Source organism: Photorhabdus africana, assembly GCF_035181445.1.
Taxonomy (GTDB): domain Bacteria; phylum Pseudomonadota; class Gammaproteobacteria; order Enterobacterales; family Enterobacteriaceae; genus Photorhabdus; species Photorhabdus laumondii.
Genome location: NZ_JAXBVE010000003.1, coordinates 90,349 through 106,179, shown reverse-complemented (window position 1 = coordinate 106,179; position 15,831 = coordinate 90,349). Strand labels below are relative to the sequence as shown.

Below are 15,831 nucleotides of genomic sequence, written 5' to 3'. Positions count from 1 at the left end.
ATTATCAAGCCGATTATTATGCAGAAATATCCTTTGATATTGTCTGCATAATAAGCTTCGCTCGCTGCTCCCAATTAAAACGCTCTGTCACCAACATTTTTGCATAACTGACTTGTGATTTAGCTTTTTCTGGATTATCCCTCAGTAACTGAATCTGTTGAGCAAAACTTTCTGCATCCTCACTGTCAGCAAAACTGACCGCATTTTCATTAGCCACATCGCGAATAGAAAGAAAATCAGAGATAACCACAGGCTTCTCCATCGCCATATATTCAAATAATTTCAGTGGCGAAGTATAGCGACTGCCAATACTGGTTTTAGTTAATGGCAACAGACAAATATCATTATCTGCAATTATCTGAAAACGTAATTTAGGTTGAATAAACCCAAGAAAATTGATTTTATCGCCAACCCCCATTTGCTGAGCAATCTGCCGCAATTGCTGAATTTGCCCTGGTTCACCACCAGCAATATTCAATACTGCATTCTCAAGGTAAGCCATCGCTTTGATCGCCGTAGGAACACCTTTCCAACGATGCAAGCTGCCCAAATAAAGGATCTGGGTTGGTAATTCACCGTCGTCTGATACACGTTTATCTAACGACATCGACTCGACTGCCAACATATCCACACCATCTGGCGCAACAACTATTGGCGTGCTGACATTATATTCACTAATAATATCATCACTGAGTAACGACGTCAGAACGAAAACAATCCTGGACTGACGATAAACAAAGTGTTCAATTTCTCTCAGCTTCTGATATTTACGCTGATTTTTATTTTTACTTAAATCATGCGATTCTTTAAATGACTGGGCAAAAATCTCATGACTTTCAAAAAATAGCGGAATTTCTGGATGTTCACATAATAAATACTTTGCCATTTTCAGATTACGGGTAAAAACGGCATCTACCTCATTTCTCTTCAACCAATGGGAAACTTGGAAATAGAACATTTTTTGGGTATTGAACGGAAAATACCATTTACGCCGAATATTGCGTAAAGATATCAGCTTAGCTGATGGTGATAATGAACGCCCCAGTATCTCTTCTGCGGTATTTTTACCTTCCGGTGTAACCAGATATACGCAAGTTCCCTGGCGAGCAAACGCATCAACATTCTGCAAAATTTGCAATGATGCTACCCGATAATCAGGAACCGGATAGGGATCAATATAGGCAATCTTCATTATTTATCGCTTTCAGTAAACGATTTGCCGAATGCTCCCAGGTATACATTGTTTCAATACGTTGACGAGCTGCTTTTCCCATTTTTTGCCCCCTGTCTGGTTGAGACAATAAAAAATTAACCGCATCGGCAATTGCTGAGGCATCACCTGGCGTGACTAAAATACCCGAATTATTTTCGTTGCCGACAACTTCAGGTATGCCTCCAATATAACTCGCAATCACCGGTCGGCCACACGCCATCGCTTCCGCAATTGTAATCCCAAACGCTTCATCACCAATACTTGGGAAAATCCCGGCATCACCAGCAGCATAATATTCAGGCAACTGATCATGTCCTACCGGCGGATGAAAAATTATCTGTTTTTCCAGCCGTAATACCGCAACCCGCTTTTCTAAGCGTTTCAGATCTTCACCTGACCCGATGATCAGCAATTTAACATCTTTATCCTGTAGCTGAGCCATTGCATCAATAGCAACATGCATGCCTTTCCAGCCAACCAACCTGCCGGCAAAGGTCAGCAAAAATGTTTTGTCACTGATCCCAAGACGAGTTCTGACAGAAGAGTCTATCGACCTGAATTTATTAATATCAACACCATTGTAAATCACCTTCGGGAATTGTTTAAAATGGTGCTGAATCTGCCAGGCATTAAAATGGCTGCATGCCACCCAAGCTGAAATTCGCTTACTCAGCTTTCTGTCACCCTTGAAAAAACTGGTGCCACCGCTCATATAGCAAAATTTAGTGCGGCTCTCTTTTGGCATCATTCGAGGCCAGAAAAAATCAAATGGCTTAGTCAGAATAACCCAGTCAAAATCCTCAGTAACAACTGTATCGCGAGCATGGCGAGCAAATGAGTAACGTTCAATAATACGTTGAAAACGTCGGCCAATGTTGATGACTTTCTCTCTGGGAATAAATGGAAAAGTGTGAACCTGGATTGCTCTCCCATTGAGCTCTGGTTGAACATCACCCTTTCCACCCAAAATATGGATCTCATGACCGGCATCAGTCAACGCTTTCGCCAGTTCCCAGACTGCCGTCTGAATACCACCGTAAGACATAGTTACCGTGACATCAACCAACCCTATTTTCATCTTTTTTTCCTGACGACTTAGTTTCTAGTAACTTTTGCGTTGCCTGCCAGACTTGTTCAACCGATATTGCAGACATCGGGTCTTCGCGTGTGGCTTGCATATAGTGAACCGGATGTTCAATAACCGACAAATGTGAATGCTGTTGAGGTGCTAAAAAACAGCCTGGGTGAAAACTATGATACATAGCAACCATCGGGATACCCAATGCACCGGCTAAGTGTGTCGGCCCTGTATCAACACCAACATACAAATCAAGTCTACTCATTATTGCTGCATTCTGCCGCATTGTTAGTCTACCAACCAATGAAGTACACTTTTCAGCCCCTAATCTTTTTGCCAGTGACTGTGCGGCAATTTTACCGTCAGCACTGCCTAATAACATAATATGCGACTGAGGATAACGGCTACAAATGTGTTGCGCTAATTGGTAAAAATGTTCAACCGGCCAATCACGATAAGCTTTTGCCGGGAAACTTTGTAACTGAAAACCAATCAGGAGCTTGTTCTCTAAATGATACTGCCGCATAAAACTATCGGCAAAATGTAACTCCTTTTCACTCACACAATAATTCAACCGCCAGTCATTAACCTCAACATCTACCGCACTAGCAAGCATGGCCCGTTCCTGCTGAGCGGGTATCAACGCCTTTGGCTTTTCCACAGCCAGCCAATCAGATTGCAACGCGGACTTATCTGAAAATGAAACCGTTAAGTGTGATTGACGTTTCGCATACTGCAATAAAGGTTTATCGTCACTGTATACTAAAGCCAGATCATAATGTTTACGGGTAAACCAACCACACCATTTTGCCTTACCTTTCGAAAAAGCAGTCAATTTATTGATATCACTTATATTTTCAAGGATCTGTTTCGTCCTTTTATGAGCCATAACATCAATATTTGCACCAGGCCATTTCTGTTTTAAAGCACGGATCACCGGCGTTACCAATAAGGTATCACCGAAACGTGCTATAACAATGACCAGAATATTCTTGATCTGCATAAGACAATTATCTAATTAATCTGCCATAAAATTCAACAAAATATACAAAAAACCATTTTGTATACGATTGACCACAACAGGGTGATTTAACTAACAATCAACTTTAAAGTAATTTAATATCAATAAGTTGAACATTACCCAAAAGCATAAACCAAAGAATAAGACCAGAATAAATCCTAAATAATGTTAACGTTTTTTACCTTTAATGCTGTGAAAAAAGATATTTTCCATTTTATCCAACATATTATCCATGCCAAATAAAGCCATTGCCCGCTTTAATGAAGAATGACTGAATTGCAAACGCAGTTCATTATTATGAATCAACAACTCTAAACTTTTCGTCAACAACTCTGTATTTCTGGGTTCCACGATATAACCCGTTTCACCATCAACTACCGCTTCGGTAATTGCACCAACGGAGGTTGATACAACAGGTATCCCACACGCCATTGCTTGCATAATGCCTTGTGGCACGCCTTCATTACCAAAAGAAGGTAATGCAAATAAATCCATCGCATTCAAACAATCAGGAACATCCTGACGGTTACCTAAAAAAATGACGCTGTTTGACAAACCTTCTCGCTTTACTAAAGGTTCCAATGACTTACGTTGTGGACCATCACCAACAAACAAAAGTTGCCAATCAGGATATTTCTGGTGCAGAACTTTCCAGCTTTCCAACAGATAGCGATGCCCTTTCCAGGTTCTCATGGTCGCAACAACACCTAATGTCGGTTTATCTTGAATCCCAATCCGTTGACGGCAAACTTTCTTATCTTCCGGTCGGAAACGATCTAAATCGATGCCGGTAGGCACTGATGTCATATGCTGTAATGGATAACGATTATTGGCATGCAGATATTGGCGTAGTTTTTCACCTGTAGTCGCAATATGCCGACACGCTTTTAGATACAACCAACGAGTTGATATTGAATTAGAAACATGAGTAGAAACATGCCTGGTCCTAACCATTGGCGGCATATGCCTTAACGTTGCACAAGCCACAGCAACCAACCATGCATCCGTCGAACTATGTGTATTAATAACGTCAAATTGGCGGCCTTCTTTTTTCAACCAACGACGCATAGCAAGCAAGCAGGACAGCCGCTTTTTTTCAATAGGCAGAGCTACGACCGGCACACCATAAGATTTTGCTTCACGGTAGATATTAGAACTGGGACAACAGACAATAACCACCTTGTGTCCACGTTTTATCATTCCTTGGGATTCCGTCAGGATACGGATTTCCTGACCACCCCAACCACAAGATGATTCTGTATGTAAAATATTTAGTTTTTCTTTAGCCATTTTGTTTCTATATTCCGCCTACCGGAAGGCATTAGTATAGCTAAACAGCATCTTACGTCTACGAATAACAAGATTTCTATGAAATAGAAAGAAGAATCAGTGAATATTGGTTAAAACTCTTCAGACAACAAAAAACCCAGCCTAGGCCGGGTTTTTATCAAATCAACCAAAATTATTTAATCTTGGCTTCTTTATACATAACATGCTGACGAACAACTGGATCAAATTTTTTCATTTCCAGTTTCTCAGGCATAGTACGTTTGTTCTTCGTAGTGGTATAGAAGTGACCAGTACCAGCCGAAGAAACTAGCTTAATTTTATCGCGAATACCTTTAGCCATTTTTCAGCTCCTTAGTACTTCTCACCGCGGGTACGAAGCTCAGCCAAAACTGCATCAATACCCTTCTTATCAATCACACGCATACCTTTAACAGATACACGCAGAGTCACAAAACGCTTCTCGGACTCAACCCAGAAACGGTGGGAATGCAGGTTAGGCAGAAAACGACGCTTAGTCGCATTCAATGCATGAGAGCGGTTGTTACCACTCATCGGGCGTTTGCCAGTAACTTGGCAGACTCGGGACATGTCTATTCTCCAAAAATCAAATCAGCTCGAGCTTTGTATTGGGTATGGCCGCCTCGTCAGGCTTAGGAGCCCATCTCAGCAAATTCCACTGAAAAGACTCACATTTACTCAGAAAATGTGCTGAGATAGGCTCTTCTCGCCAAACCAAAGATCCTCAAAGGTGGCGTAGTATACGCCCTCAATCGCTGACGCTCAAGTCCCGCACAACCAAAGATCCATAAGGATCTTGAAAAAGTTAGCTAAATCCATCCTCGCTCAGCAAATGACACACAGCATTGCCGGCCAATAACCAGATGATCCAGCACTTTTACACCAACCAAATTACAGGCATCAATCACTTTATCTGTAACAATCTTATCTGCCAAACTTGGTTCTGCATGACCTGATGGATGATTATGAGCCAAAATAACGGATGAAGCATTCACCTTTATCGCCGATCGGACAATTTCACGAGGATGGACTTCAACTTTATTAATGGTGCCTTTAAACATCTCCTCATGACAGATGACTCTATTTTGATTATTGAGAAACAACACAACAAATATTTCCCTATCGCGCCCTGATAATAGGTTTTGCAAATACTCTTGAGTCACACTTGGACTACTCATAATATCCTCATGCATGAATTGGCTGGAAAAAAAACGCTTTGCCAGTTCTGCAATAGCTTGTAATTGTGCATACTTAGCCAATCCCATCCCTTTATGAGAACAAAAAGTGTCATAATCAGCAGAGAGTAAATGGTACAAAGATCCAAATTCTTTCAGTAGAAATTCAGCCATTCGTAAAACAGGAAGTCCTCTGGTCCCGGTACGTAAAAAAATAGCCAGTAACTCAGCATCTGTCAGAGAAACCGAACCATAAGCCAACAATTTTTCCCTGGGAGCTAAATTTGAATATATTTCTCCTGTATTTTCAGTGACATCAACTCCCATATATTCATCTCCCTGCTCTGTTTCACCTGATACAAACAGTATTCCATGCCTTAAATATAAGGGCGAATATCATATTCAGGAGCTGCGTAGCCGCTCGCAAACTTATTCTTTTTTACAATCAAAGCTCAGACTCTGCTCAACTCTGTAATCTCTTGTGATAAAATCTTGGCCCCTTGCAACTTATATATTCGGACAATCATGATGGCAGGACTTTCCGGCAAACAGATTGTGCTCGGTATCAGCGGAGGAATAGCCGCTTACAAAACTCCCGAGCTAGTACGTCGCCTGCGTGATCGCGGCGCACAAGTACGTGTAGTGATGACACCAGCAGCAGAAGCGTTTATTACACCAATGACGTTGCAAGCGGTTTCTGGTTATCCCGTTTCCGATGACTTGTTAGATCCGGCAGCAGAAGCTGCCATGGGGCATATTGAACTTGGCAAATGGGCTGATCTGATTATTCTCGCCCCGGCTACTGCTGATTTACTGGCACGCCTGGTCGTCGGTATGGCAAATGATCTCGTAACAACTCTCTGTTTGGCCTCCCCTGCCCCAATTGCCGCCGTACCCGCAATGAATCAACAAATGTTTCGAGCTCAAGCAACGCAACATAATCTCAAGCGCCTTGAAGAACGAGGCGTTCTCCTGTGGGGACCAGACAACGGCAGCCAAGCTTGTGGTGACGTTGGTCCCGGCAGGATGCTAAATCCCATGACGATTGTCGAACTCGCTGAACAACATTTTCAAGCAAGCCAAGATTTAGCTCACCTAAAACTTGCTATTACCGCCGGACCAACCCGTGAAGCGCTGGACCCAGTCCGCTTTATCAGCAATCACAGCTCCGGCAAAATGGGGTTTGCTATCGCCCAAGCTGCGGCAACACGTGGTGCAGAAGTCACCCTGATCACTGGCCCCGTTAATTTACCGACACCCCCGAGAGTCAAACGAATCGATGTTACCAGCGCTCTGGAAATGAATGAACAAGTACAGGCAGTCGCGAGTTCACAAAATATCTTCATTGGTTGTGCCGCGGTTGCAGACTATCGCGCTAAACAGATTGCCGAAGAAAAAATTAAAAAACAGGGTGATGAGATCACTTTTACCCTGATTAAAAACCCAGATATTGTTGCCAATGTAGCAGCAATGCAAAAAAACCGCCCTTTTGTGGTTGGATTTGCGGCTGAAACCCAGAATGTGGAAGAATACGCACGAAAAAAACTGAACCAAAAACATTTGGATCTGATTTGTGCAAATGATGTATCCCTTACTGGCCACGGCTTTAACAGTGATACTAATGCATTACATTTGTTCTGGCATGAGGGAGAAATCCGCTTACCTCATAGTAATAAGTTATTACTCAGCCACCATTTATTAGACGAGATAGTCAGACGCTATGATGAAAAAAATCGACGTTAAAATCCTTAACCCACGTATCGGGAAGGAATTTCCTTTACCAACTTACGCCACACCGGGTTCCGCAGGTTTAGATTTACGCGCTTGCCTGGACAATGCGGTAGAACTGGCTCCAGGCCAAACAGAACTGCTTCCAACTGGGCTTGCTATTCATATTGGCGATGAACAACTGGCAGCCGTTATTCTGCCCCGTTCAGGCCTTGGACATAAACATGGCGTCGTTCTGGGCAATCTGGTGGGTTTGATCGATTCTGATTACCAAGGTCAGCTAATGGTTTCAGTCTGGAATCGTGGTGATAAAGCTTTCACTATCCAACCAGGCGAACGTATCGCTCAGATGGTTTTTGTACCTGTCGTCCAGGCTGAATTCAATCTGGTAGAAGATTTTGAAACCAGCGAAAGAGGCAGCGGTGGTTTCGGTCATTCTGGTCGCCAATAAATCTCTGTAAGACCATACCGTTTAACCCATTATCATATTCTTTGCTCAATGGCATTTTGAGCAAAGAATTACTGATTTGTTTGTTTTGCTGTTCTTAACAAAGGTCTTGTCAGACATGGCAGAAAACGAAAATACAAAGAAAAGAAACAGACGCGAGGAGATCTTGCAAGCGCTGGCGCATATGTTGCAATCCAGTGACGGTAGCCATCGCATCACTACTGCTAAACTGGCCGCCAACGTGGGTGTTTCCGAAGCTGCCCTATATCGGCATTTTCCTAGTAAAACCAGGATGTTTGACAGCTTGATTGAGTTTATTGAAGACTCATTAATTTCACGGATTAACCTGATTCTGCAAGACGAGAAAGATACCACGACTCGTATTCGCCTGATATTGCTCCTGATTCTGGGTTTTTCAGAAAAAAACCCCGGCCTGACCCGCATCATGACAGGTCATGCCCTGATGTTTGAACAAAACCGGCTGCAAGGGCGCATAAATCAGTTATTTGAACGAATTGAAGTACAAATCCGTCAAGTTTTAAAAGAGAAAAAATTACGTGATGGACAAGGTTTCAGTTATGATGAGTCGTTATTAGCATCTCAGTTACTCGCATTTTGTGAAGGGATGCTTTCACGTTTTGTACGCTCTGAGTTCCACTATCGTCCAACACAGGAATTTGAAGCACGCTGGCCATTATTACTGGCTCAGTTACAATAAGTTATTCTACTACTCACCCCGCCCGTTATTGGGCGAGGGCTTTTTTTGAAGCTTATCTATCAGATACCGTACTGCACACGATAGGCTTTTACTGCATCCAGATGATCTTTCATCTCCGGCTGACCACTCAAATAATTAATCAAGTCATTCAAAGTAATGATAGAAAACACTTTGCAACCATAATCCCTTTCCACTTCCTGAATTGCCGAGATTTCACCGTTCCCACGTTCCTGACGATCAAGACAAATCATCACGCCGGCAAGCGTCGCATTATGCTGCTTGATAATCTCCATCGATTCACGGATAGCTGTACCTGCGGTAATAACATCATCAACCAGAACAACATTGCCTTTAAGTGGGCTACCAACCAAAGTACCACCTTCGCCATGATCCTTAGCTTCCTTACGGTTAAAACAATATGGCATATCAATATCATGATGCTCTGCCAGTGCCACTGCCGTTGTCGCTGCAATTGGAATACCCTTGTAAGCGGGTCCGAATAACAAATCGCACTGAATACCGCTATCCAACAATGCTGCTGCATAAAAACGCCCAATTAACGCCAAATCACGCCCAGTATTAAACAGCCCGGCATTAAAAAAATACGGGCTTTTACGTCCTGATTTCAGGGTAAATTCCCCAAATTTCAGTACCTGTTTTTTTAGCGCAAGCTCAATAAATTCGCGCTGATAGGCTTTCATTGGTGTCTCTCCTCTCTCTTGGTCATCGTTATCCGTCATACAACAGGCATAAAAAAGGCGACTATCATGTCGCCTGATCAACTTATTATTTTAATGCATTTTGTTTTAACGCATTTCTCTGCGCATCAAAAATATCCTCTAATCCTCCCTTGGCAAGAGCCAATAAGGATAACAACTCATCATGACTAAATGGTTCACCTTCCGCAGTGCCCTGCACTTCAATCATCCGGCCATCTTCCATCATCACGACGTTCATATCAGTTTCAGCGGCGGAATCTTCCACATATTCCAGATCACAACGACCTTCACCATCCACAATGCCAACAGAGACCGCAGCAACCATTGATTTCAGAGGACTCTCTTTCAGCTTGCCTGCTTCAACTATTTTATTCAACGCATCAACTAGCGCGACACAAGCACCAGTAATAGAAGCTGTACGGGTACCGCCATCAGCCTGAATAACATCACAATCCAGTGTAATGGTGTATTCACCCAGTTTTTTCAGATCAACAGCGGCGCGTAGCGAACGGGCAATTAAACGCTGGATTTCCATCGTACGCCCGCCCTGTTTGCCTCTAGCTGCTTCACGAGCATTTCGGGTATGAGTAGACCGCGGTAACATGCCATATTCCGCCGTCACCCAGCCCTGCCCCTGACCTTTCAAGAAACGAGGAACCCCTTCTTCAACGGAGGCATTACATAACACTTTAGTATCCCCAAACTCTACTAGAACCGAACCTTCCGCGTGCTTAGTATAATGACGGGTTATCGTGATAGGACGCACTTGTTCTGCCGCTCTTCCTGCTGGGCGCATAGTGTTATCTCCGTTGTTAAATCATTATTGGGGGCGCATTATACGGCCTAACAGGGCTAATTCCTATCCTGCATCTACAACGAGCGTTATAATCTCTTAATCTTTTGTTTAAATTGGGAACGAATCATGATCCGTAGTATGACGGCTTTTGCACGGCGAGATATCAAAAGTGAATGGGGAAATGCGGCTTGGGAACTGCGCTCCGTTAATCAGCGTTATTTAGAAACTTATATCCGCCTACCAGAACAATTCAGAAGCTTGGAACCGGTGATCCGTGAACGAATCCGTTCCCGTCTGACTCGCGGAAAAGTTGAATGCAACTTACGTTTTGAACTGGACTCACGCTCTCAAGGCGAACTTATCCTGAATGAAACTTTAGCAAAACAGCTAGTCAATGCGGCGAACTGGGTCAAACAACAGAGCAACGAAGGTGAAATCGATCCTGTTGATATTCTGCGGTGGCCTGGTGTTATGGCAGCAGAAGAGCAAGACCTTGATGCTATCAGCACTCAATTGTTGCAAGAACTGGATACAACACTGGATGCCTTTATACAAAGCCGTGAAGCCGAAGGCAATGCACTTAAGATTATGATTGAACAACGTTTGGACGCGGTGACCGAAGAAGTCAGTAAAGTTCGCCAACAAATGCCTGAAATCATGCAATGGCAGCGGGAACGCCTGCAAACCAAATTGGAAGAAGCACAAGTACAGCTCGAAAATAACCGCCTTGAGCAAGAGTTAGTTTTACTGGCTCAACGTCTTGATGTGGCAGAAGAATTAGATCGCCTCGATGCCCATGTCAAAGAAACCCGTAATATTCTGAAGAAAAAAGAAGCCGTCGGCCGCCGACTGGATTTTATGATGCAGGAATTCAATCGCGAATCTAATACGCTTGCCTCCAAATCTATCAACGCCGATATCACTAACTCCGCTATTGAATTGAAGGTGCTAATCGAACAGATGAGGGAGCAGATTCAGAATATTGAGTGACGTTTCTTAGCATATCAGAAAAAATCATAAAGCCAGTATATACTTTGTTATATCTGACTTTTTTACTATCATAGCATTGCAGAGCGAATCACAGTAGCACATGATTAGCGTGTACCCAAAGCGCATTCAAAAAACCATTTTGGGTACACCCCCTATTTCATACTGGAAATTGCACAAATGCCTAAATTCACAGATAAAGAAATCAGGGCATGGATAAAGTCAGGCGAAAGGTTCGAATTTTCAAAAATAACAATGAGCCGTGGTTTATTGCTGCGGACGTGTGTAAGGCTTTGGGGATCACGAACCCAAGTAAAGCTCTAAAGGCTTTATATTTGGATGAAAAAAATACTGTAACTTTAAGTTATGGTATTCAGGGAAATCCAAAACGAGCTGGCATTTCAGAGTCTGGTTTTTACAAACTAATCACTCGTAGCCGCAAGGCCACCAAGCAAGGAACGTTTGCCCATAGATTCGCTAATTGGGTATTCCGTGAGGTTATCCCGTCTATCCGCAAAATGGGTTCTTATGGTGTGCCATTTGCTGCGCTGAACGACTTCACCCGGCGACAGAACGAATACAAAGCAATTGCGTCTCAACGTGGGCGCGATCTTCAATCATGCAAAGGAGAACTAGCCAGCTTAAATAAAGAAGGACGGGAACTGTGGAGAACATACCAGCCTGACCTTATTGAGTGGAGCACAAAAAGAAAAGGATGGCACGAAGAAAGCAAAAGAACGCATCATCGATAATCGCCACGGTCACAAGGAAGGTAACCGTTGCGCCTAGGCGTATTAAGTGCCAAACAGATAAAGTGATGGCAGTCGCACAGAGTGAAAAGCGCAGTGATTACCCGCTGCGTGTAGTGGGCTTTGATGAAATGGCGCTGTCGGTGATACTATTGCGGAAAGGTCAGGTGATCACTGTTATGGGGGGATCTTCTTATTGGCAGGGATATCAGTTAGCTGTCTCCTCAATCACTCAATAGGTTACGACGCAATACGTCGCGACTTCTATAGCTCAGAACGTTAAACGTACCAACCTACTCACTGAATTTGCAGGGCTTAATTTTAAGCTTTGCCATGAAAACAATGAGTAACAGAATGGTGAGCCCAGTTCTTCTATTCACTTCCGACGATATTCGTTGTCAGTCATTAGCTCAGTGCGTTTAGTGTACTGACTTCACTTCATTGATTGTGGGGATATCAGATAACGACAAAGGAAATTGAAAGGTAACAAAATAATGCGGAGGTTCAACTACCGAGGATTTTCCGGTAGTTCGATAGCCACGGTGAGATTACGGAGAGGGTTATTCTTGGATGGCATAACAGTATTTGAATTACACTAAAGGTAAGCTATCCGTATTATCAATCTATACCACTACAAATATGAGAGGTTCGATACATGGAGCAACACCACCAGCCATTTGAAGAAATAAGAAGAATTGATGAATCTGGTATCGAATTCTGGTCGGCTAGAGAGCTTTCTAAGCTTCTTGAATATTCAGAGTACCGTCACTTCACGCCTGTTTTAGAACGAGCTAAAGAAGCCTGCTCCCATAGCGGACACAATATTGAAGACCATTTCGAGGATGTCCTCGATATGGTCAATATTGGCTCAGGTGCACAAAGAAAATTAAAGGATGTAATACTGTCTCGCTATGCCTGCTATCTCGTTGTACAAAATGGCGATCCTAGCAAGCCAGTGATAGCGGCAGGGCAGACATATTTTGCGATTCAAACTAGGCGGCAAGAGCTAGCAGATGATGCGGCATTTAAAAGACTACGAGAAGATGAAAAGCGGCTATTCCTACGTAATGAGCTAAAAGAGCATAACAAGCAGTTAGTTGAAACAGCCCAGCGAGCAGGCGTAGAAACAAATATTGATTTTGCCATTTTCCAAAATCACGGCTACCAAGGTTTATATGGTGGACTAGACCAGAAAGCAATCCACCAACGAAAAGGCTTAAAAAAATCACAACGAATATTAGATCACATTGTCTCAGCCTAACTAACCACTCCCCTAATAGCCGTAACCCCATAAAGTTGAACAGGTTACATTACGCGGCTAACAAGGTCTGAGTTCGGAACTCTACCGGACTCAGGCCATTTAACTTCAGACTAATATGCTCGTTATTGTAGTAATGGATGTATTCATCGATAGCCTTTCGCAACTCGCTAATACTCATGAGCTGGCGAAGGTAAAAACACTCTGATTTGAATGCGAGGCGGTGGGTACCGTGGTGCCTGCAATTAACGCGGGAAAGTCGATATCGAGCTAAACCCAAAAATCGGCGCTGACGGGTATTTAAAAAGGCAGCAGAAACGTATCGTGACGCCAAGAAAAAATCAAAAACATTACTTTGCGGGTTGCCTAAGAGCCTATCTCAATAGGCGTAATTGTTGCAGGCCATTCTTATCAATGAACAGTGAACACGGACAGCGCGGAAAAACCGGAGCGTACACGTAGTACGTGAGGATTTTGAGCACTGCCCAGGTTCGCTCTTTATGGCAAAGAAGGGCAAATAAAATAGCCCTATTGGGATAGGCAGTAAATGTTCAATCGGGGAAAATCACTTATGTTGACGGGTTAAATAAGAATTATCGATTATTTATCAATGCATTGGAAGAACTTGATCGCCAATATTATCATTCTGAAACCCTCACATTGATTTTGGATAATTACAGTATCTATAAAAGCTGGCTGGTCATTGATTGGCTGGCCTGTCACCCTAAATTTAACCTATTGTTTTTACCTGTTTATTCTCCCTGGCTGAATAAAATTGAACTCCTGTGGTAATCCTTGTATGAAACGGTGACTCGAAATCATTGCTGTCAGTATATGTGGCAATTGCTTGAGAAAGTGAAAACGTTTTTAAATTCATATCTCTACAGGAATAGCAGAGAATAAAAAGAGTGGGTGTATCATAATTATGAAATAATGAAATGGACACCTCCCTAAAACGGCTTCAATGACCCATTTTTCGTTAACTTTCTGTACGCTAAAGTCTCGTTTTAGGATATTTGGTGCTGTTTTACCGACTCCCCTTTCCATGAGCGATATTTCTTCACCCTGATTAATGCCTGAAAGACTGTTCTGCCATAAGTCTCTGTATCGTCTTATGGTTTACGTGGTATCCCTGTTTTCTCAGTGAGACCGTGATTCTGCGATAACCGTAACAGCCTTTATTATGGTGATATACCTCGCTAATTTTACTTTTTATCTCAGCGTATTTGTCCTTTCGGTTCAGAGCATTAACATTGTAATACCATGTGCTATGGGACATTTTTGTCGCCCTCAAACAGAGACGCAAGCTGGTCCATCATGTTCGGCTTCAATTTTTACCAGTTATTCACAAATATTTTTAATAAATTTGATGTAGATACTTTTCAAACTGTGTAATAACTCAATGTATTACTATCCTTAGTCATTAACTGTACCAGTTTAGGGTGAACAAATAGCTTTTCTTTCCCAGCCTGAATTTCTCGTAATACTCCAATATCACACAACTGCTTTAAATAAACCGAAGCAGTTTGACGTTTAGCAATATCACACTCAACCAAATTACTAATACGACAATAAGGTTGTTCAAATATCACCTGTACCAGCTCATGGCTATAAATTTTAGGCAGGCTTTGCTTTATATACTCACTGGTATGTTCAATCAATTCTCTTACCGCAGCAATTTTATCCGTAGTCCATTTAGCAGTTTGCTCTACGGCGGTTAACATATAGATAATCCACTCTTCCCATTTGCCAGCAACGGTAACCTGGGAAAGCAGCCGATAATAATCACTCTTATGTTGTACAATGTAGCGACTTAAATAAAGAATTGGTAATGTCAAAAGCTGCTGTTCAATAAGATAGAGAATATTAATGATACGGCCGGTACGTCCATTGCCATCAGTAAATGGATGAATAGCCTCAAACTGGTAGTGAGCAATAGCCATTTTGATTAATGGGTCGATTCCATCTTCTGCATGAAGAAATTGCTCCCAATTGCTGAGTAAATCACGTATCTGAGATTCTCCCTCTGGCGGCGTATAAATAATCTCACCCGTTGCCTGATTACTCAGCGTTGTACCAGGAACTTTGCGAATATTCATATCAACAGCTTTTAGTCGGCTACAAACTTCAATCGCTGTATTCGTGCATAGTGGCCGCCGAGTTAATTGTATGAACCCTTCATAAAGTGCCGTGCGGTAGCGTAGTGCTTCTTTTGTTGCAGGATCAGCCAGACTGTCTTCTTGTGCATATTGGAACAGTTTGTCTGAAGTAGTAACAATATTTTCGATTTCTGAGCTGTCTTTTGCTTCCAGCAGTGGCAACAAGTTAATGAGTAACCCCTGATTAGGCGACAATTCACCAGCTTGCTTAAGCTCAGCCAGTGCAGCTCTGGCAGGTATACAGGCTTTTAATACCGCAATGGACTCCATCACCTTTATGGCTGGTGGCAATAAGGGAATAGCATTAAAAGGCGCATCGGGCTGCCATATCATGTTTATATTTCCTATTTCTTTCGACACGTTGCGAGTATATGTTGACGGCATCGACACGTAAAGACTTCATGTCGATAAAACAGAAAAATTTCGACACGTGTTAGCGATATGTCGATGGAATCGACATACGGAAACCGTGCG

Annotated in this window: 16 protein-coding genes and 5 pseudogenes; 9 read left to right on the top strand and 12 right to left on the bottom strand. The window is 42.7% G+C overall.

Features of this window, described 5'->3' with window-relative positions:
- Positions 1-16 precede the first annotated feature (16 nt).
- The 7 genes from SLS51_RS02595 to radC form a co-directional block, all read right to left on the bottom strand.
- A complete protein-coding gene (locus SLS51_RS02595; RefSeq protein ID WP_323835225.1) occupies positions 17-1,192 on the bottom strand; it encodes a glycosyltransferase family 4 protein in 1,176 nt (391 codons plus the stop codon).
- Positions 1,173-2,291 carry a glycosyltransferase family 4 protein gene (locus SLS51_RS02590; protein ID WP_323835223.1) on the bottom strand — a complete coding sequence of 373 codons (1,119 nt, stop codon included), beginning with the start codon at positions 2,289-2,291 and terminating at the stop codon, positions 1,173-1,175. The genes SLS51_RS02595 and SLS51_RS02590 overlap by 20 nt, the downstream gene beginning before the upstream one ends.
- On the bottom strand, positions 2,272-3,294 hold the full coding sequence (locus tag SLS51_RS02585; protein ID WP_323835221.1) for a glycosyltransferase family 9 protein: 1,023 nt from the start codon (positions 3,292-3,294) through the stop codon (positions 2,272-2,274). The genes SLS51_RS02590 and SLS51_RS02585 overlap by 20 nt, the downstream gene beginning before the upstream one ends.
- Before the next feature lie 186 nt (positions 3,295-3,480).
- Positions 3,481-4,602: a glycosyltransferase family 4 protein gene (locus tag SLS51_RS02580; RefSeq protein WP_323835219.1), complete on the bottom strand. Its 1,122-nt coding sequence runs from the start codon at positions 4,600-4,602 to the stop codon at positions 3,481-3,483.
- A 172-nt stretch (positions 4,603-4,774) separates the two neighbouring features.
- Entirely contained in the window at positions 4,775-4,942 is a 168-nt protein-coding gene (gene rpmG, locus SLS51_RS02575; protein WP_010847629.1) for a 50S ribosomal protein L33, read from the bottom strand.
- Between the two features lie 11 nt (positions 4,943-4,953).
- A complete protein-coding gene (gene rpmB, locus SLS51_RS02570; protein ID WP_011148921.1) occupies positions 4,954-5,190 on the bottom strand; it encodes a 50S ribosomal protein L28 in 237 nt (78 codons plus the stop codon).
- A 239-nt stretch (positions 5,191-5,429) separates the two neighbouring features.
- Complete coding sequence (gene radC / locus SLS51_RS02565) at positions 5,430-6,122, bottom strand: RadC family protein (protein ID WP_323835209.1); 693 nt, start codon at positions 6,120-6,122, stop codon at positions 5,430-5,432.
- A 198-nt stretch (positions 6,123-6,320) separates the two neighbouring features.
- Here radC and coaBC point away from each other — a divergent pair, with 198 nt between their 5' ends.
- From coaBC to slmA, 3 genes are all read left to right on the top strand, one after another.
- Positions 6,321-7,538, top strand: a complete 1,218-nt coding sequence (gene coaBC / locus SLS51_RS02560) for a bifunctional phosphopantothenoylcysteine decarboxylase/phosphopantothenate--cysteine ligase CoaBC (protein ID WP_323835207.1) — start codon at positions 6,321-6,323, stop codon at positions 7,536-7,538.
- The gene (gene dut / locus SLS51_RS02555; RefSeq protein WP_323835205.1) at positions 7,516-7,974 is read left to right on the top strand and encodes a dUTP diphosphatase; all 459 of its coding nucleotides are present in this window, start codon (positions 7,516-7,518) and stop codon (positions 7,972-7,974) included. Before coaBC ends, dut begins: the two co-directional genes overlap by 23 nt.
- A 115-nt stretch (positions 7,975-8,089) precedes the next feature.
- Positions 8,090-8,689 (top strand): nucleoid occlusion factor SlmA, encoded by a 600-nt coding sequence (slmA, locus tag SLS51_RS02550; protein WP_323835204.1) that lies wholly within the window; start codon positions 8,090-8,092, stop codon positions 8,687-8,689.
- A gap of 59 nt (positions 8,690-8,748) precedes the next feature.
- Here the strand turns inward: slmA and pyrE are convergent, their stop codons facing one another.
- Both pyrE and rph read right to left on the bottom strand, forming a co-directional pair.
- Complete coding sequence (pyrE, locus tag SLS51_RS02545; protein ID WP_323835202.1) at positions 8,749-9,390, bottom strand: orotate phosphoribosyltransferase; 642 nt, start codon at positions 9,388-9,390, stop codon at positions 8,749-8,751.
- 85 nt (positions 9,391-9,475) lie between these two features.
- The gene (gene rph / locus SLS51_RS02540; RefSeq protein ID WP_323835200.1) at positions 9,476-10,204 is read right to left on the bottom strand and encodes a ribonuclease PH; all 729 of its coding nucleotides are present in this window, start codon (positions 10,202-10,204) and stop codon (positions 9,476-9,478) included.
- 126 nt (positions 10,205-10,330) lie between these two features.
- On the opposite strand from rph, the gene SLS51_RS02535 reads away from it, so the two are divergent.
- The 4 genes and pseudogenes from SLS51_RS02535 to dinD form a co-directional block, all read left to right on the top strand.
- Complete coding sequence (locus tag SLS51_RS02535) at positions 10,331-11,194, top strand: YicC/YloC family endoribonuclease (RefSeq protein ID WP_323835198.1); 864 nt, start codon at positions 10,331-10,333, stop codon at positions 11,192-11,194.
- Between the two features lie 209 nt (positions 11,195-11,403).
- A complete protein-coding gene (locus SLS51_RS02530) occupies positions 11,404-11,943 on the top strand; it encodes a BRO-N domain-containing protein (RefSeq protein WP_323835196.1) in 540 nt (179 codons plus the stop codon).
- 65 nt (positions 11,944-12,008) lie between these two features.
- A complete protein-coding gene (locus tag SLS51_RS02525; RefSeq protein ID WP_323835194.1) occupies positions 12,009-12,179 on the top strand; it encodes a hypothetical protein in 171 nt (56 codons plus the stop codon).
- 416 nt (positions 12,180-12,595) lie between these two features.
- Positions 12,596-13,195, top strand: a pseudogene (gene dinD / locus SLS51_RS02520) (DNA damage-inducible protein D); the annotation flags it as partial.
- Between the two features lie 55 nt (positions 13,196-13,250).
- Here the strand turns inward: dinD and SLS51_RS02515 are convergent.
- Positions 13,251-13,409 (bottom strand): annotated as a pseudogene (locus tag SLS51_RS02515) (IS3 family transposase); the annotation flags it as partial.
- Positions 13,410-13,453: 44 nt separating this feature from the next.
- Here SLS51_RS02515 and SLS51_RS02510 point away from each other — a divergent pair.
- Together SLS51_RS02510 and SLS51_RS02505 are read left to right on the top strand one after the other, a co-directional pair.
- A pseudogene (locus SLS51_RS02510) lies at positions 13,454-13,567 on the top strand (IS630 family transposase); the annotation flags it as partial.
- 177 nt (positions 13,568-13,744) lie between these two features.
- Positions 13,745-14,101: pseudogene (locus tag SLS51_RS02505) on the top strand (transposase); the annotation flags it as partial.
- A gap of 57 nt (positions 14,102-14,158) precedes the next feature.
- Here the strand turns inward: SLS51_RS02505 and SLS51_RS02500 are convergent.
- Positions 14,159-14,507 (bottom strand): annotated as a pseudogene (locus tag SLS51_RS02500) (IS3 family transposase); the annotation flags it as partial.
- A 73-nt stretch (positions 14,508-14,580) separates the two neighbouring features.
- Positions 14,581-15,690, bottom strand: coding sequence for a protein adenylyltransferase Fic (fic, locus tag SLS51_RS02495; protein WP_323835192.1), 1,110 nt, complete (start codon positions 15,688-15,690; stop codon positions 14,581-14,583).
- Positions 15,691-15,831 lie beyond the last annotated feature (141 nt).

Excerpts from the sequence above, each read along its gene's own strand:
- SLS51_RS02580 (WP_323835219.1), bottom strand. The coding sequence starts at position 4,602 with ATGGCTAAAGAAAAACTAAATATTTTACATACAGAATCATCTTGTGGT.
- SLS51_RS02535 (WP_323835198.1), top strand. The coding sequence starts at position 10,331 with ATGATCCGTAGTATGACGGCTTTTGCACGGCGAGATATCAAAAGTGAA.
- slmA (WP_323835204.1), top strand. The coding sequence starts at position 8,090 with ATGGCAGAAAACGAAAATACAAAGAAAAGAAACAGACGCGAGGAGATC.
- SLS51_RS02585 (WP_323835221.1), bottom strand. The coding sequence starts at position 3,294 with ATGCAGATCAAGAATATTCTGGTCATTGTTATAGCACGTTTCGGTGAT.
- rpmB (WP_011148921.1), bottom strand. The coding sequence starts at position 5,190 with ATGTCCCGAGTCTGCCAAGTTACTGGCAAACGCCCGATGAGTGGTAAC.
- radC (WP_323835209.1), bottom strand. The coding sequence starts at position 6,122 with ATGGGAGTTGATGTCACTGAAAATACAGGAGAAATATATTCAAATTTA.
- SLS51_RS02595 (WP_323835225.1), bottom strand. The coding sequence starts at position 1,192 with ATGAAGATTGCCTATATTGATCCCTATCCGGTTCCTGATTATCGGGTA.
- fic (WP_323835192.1), bottom strand. The coding sequence starts at position 15,690 with ATGATATGGCAGCCCGATGCGCCTTTTAATGCTATTCCCTTATTGCCA.
- rpmG (WP_010847629.1), bottom strand. The coding sequence starts at position 4,942 with ATGGCTAAAGGTATTCGCGATAAAATTAAGCTAGTTTCTTCGGCTGGT.
- SLS51_RS02590 (WP_323835223.1), bottom strand. The coding sequence starts at position 2,291 with ATGAAAATAGGGTTGGTTGATGTCACGGTAACTATGTCTTACGGTGGT.
- rph (WP_323835200.1), bottom strand. The coding sequence starts at position 10,204 with ATGCGCCCAGCAGGAAGAGCGGCAGAACAAGTGCGTCCTATCACGATA.
- SLS51_RS02530 (WP_323835196.1), top strand. The coding sequence starts at position 11,404 with ATGGATAAAGTCAGGCGAAAGGTTCGAATTTTCAAAAATAACAATGAG.
- pyrE (WP_323835202.1), bottom strand. The coding sequence starts at position 9,390 with ATGAAAGCCTATCAGCGCGAATTTATTGAGCTTGCGCTAAAAAAACAG.
- dut (WP_323835205.1), top strand. The coding sequence starts at position 7,516 with ATGATGAAAAAAATCGACGTTAAAATCCTTAACCCACGTATCGGGAAG.
- coaBC (WP_323835207.1), top strand. The coding sequence starts at position 6,321 with ATGATGGCAGGACTTTCCGGCAAACAGATTGTGCTCGGTATCAGCGGA.
- SLS51_RS02525 (WP_323835194.1), top strand. The coding sequence starts at position 12,009 with ATGGCAGTCGCACAGAGTGAAAAGCGCAGTGATTACCCGCTGCGTGTA.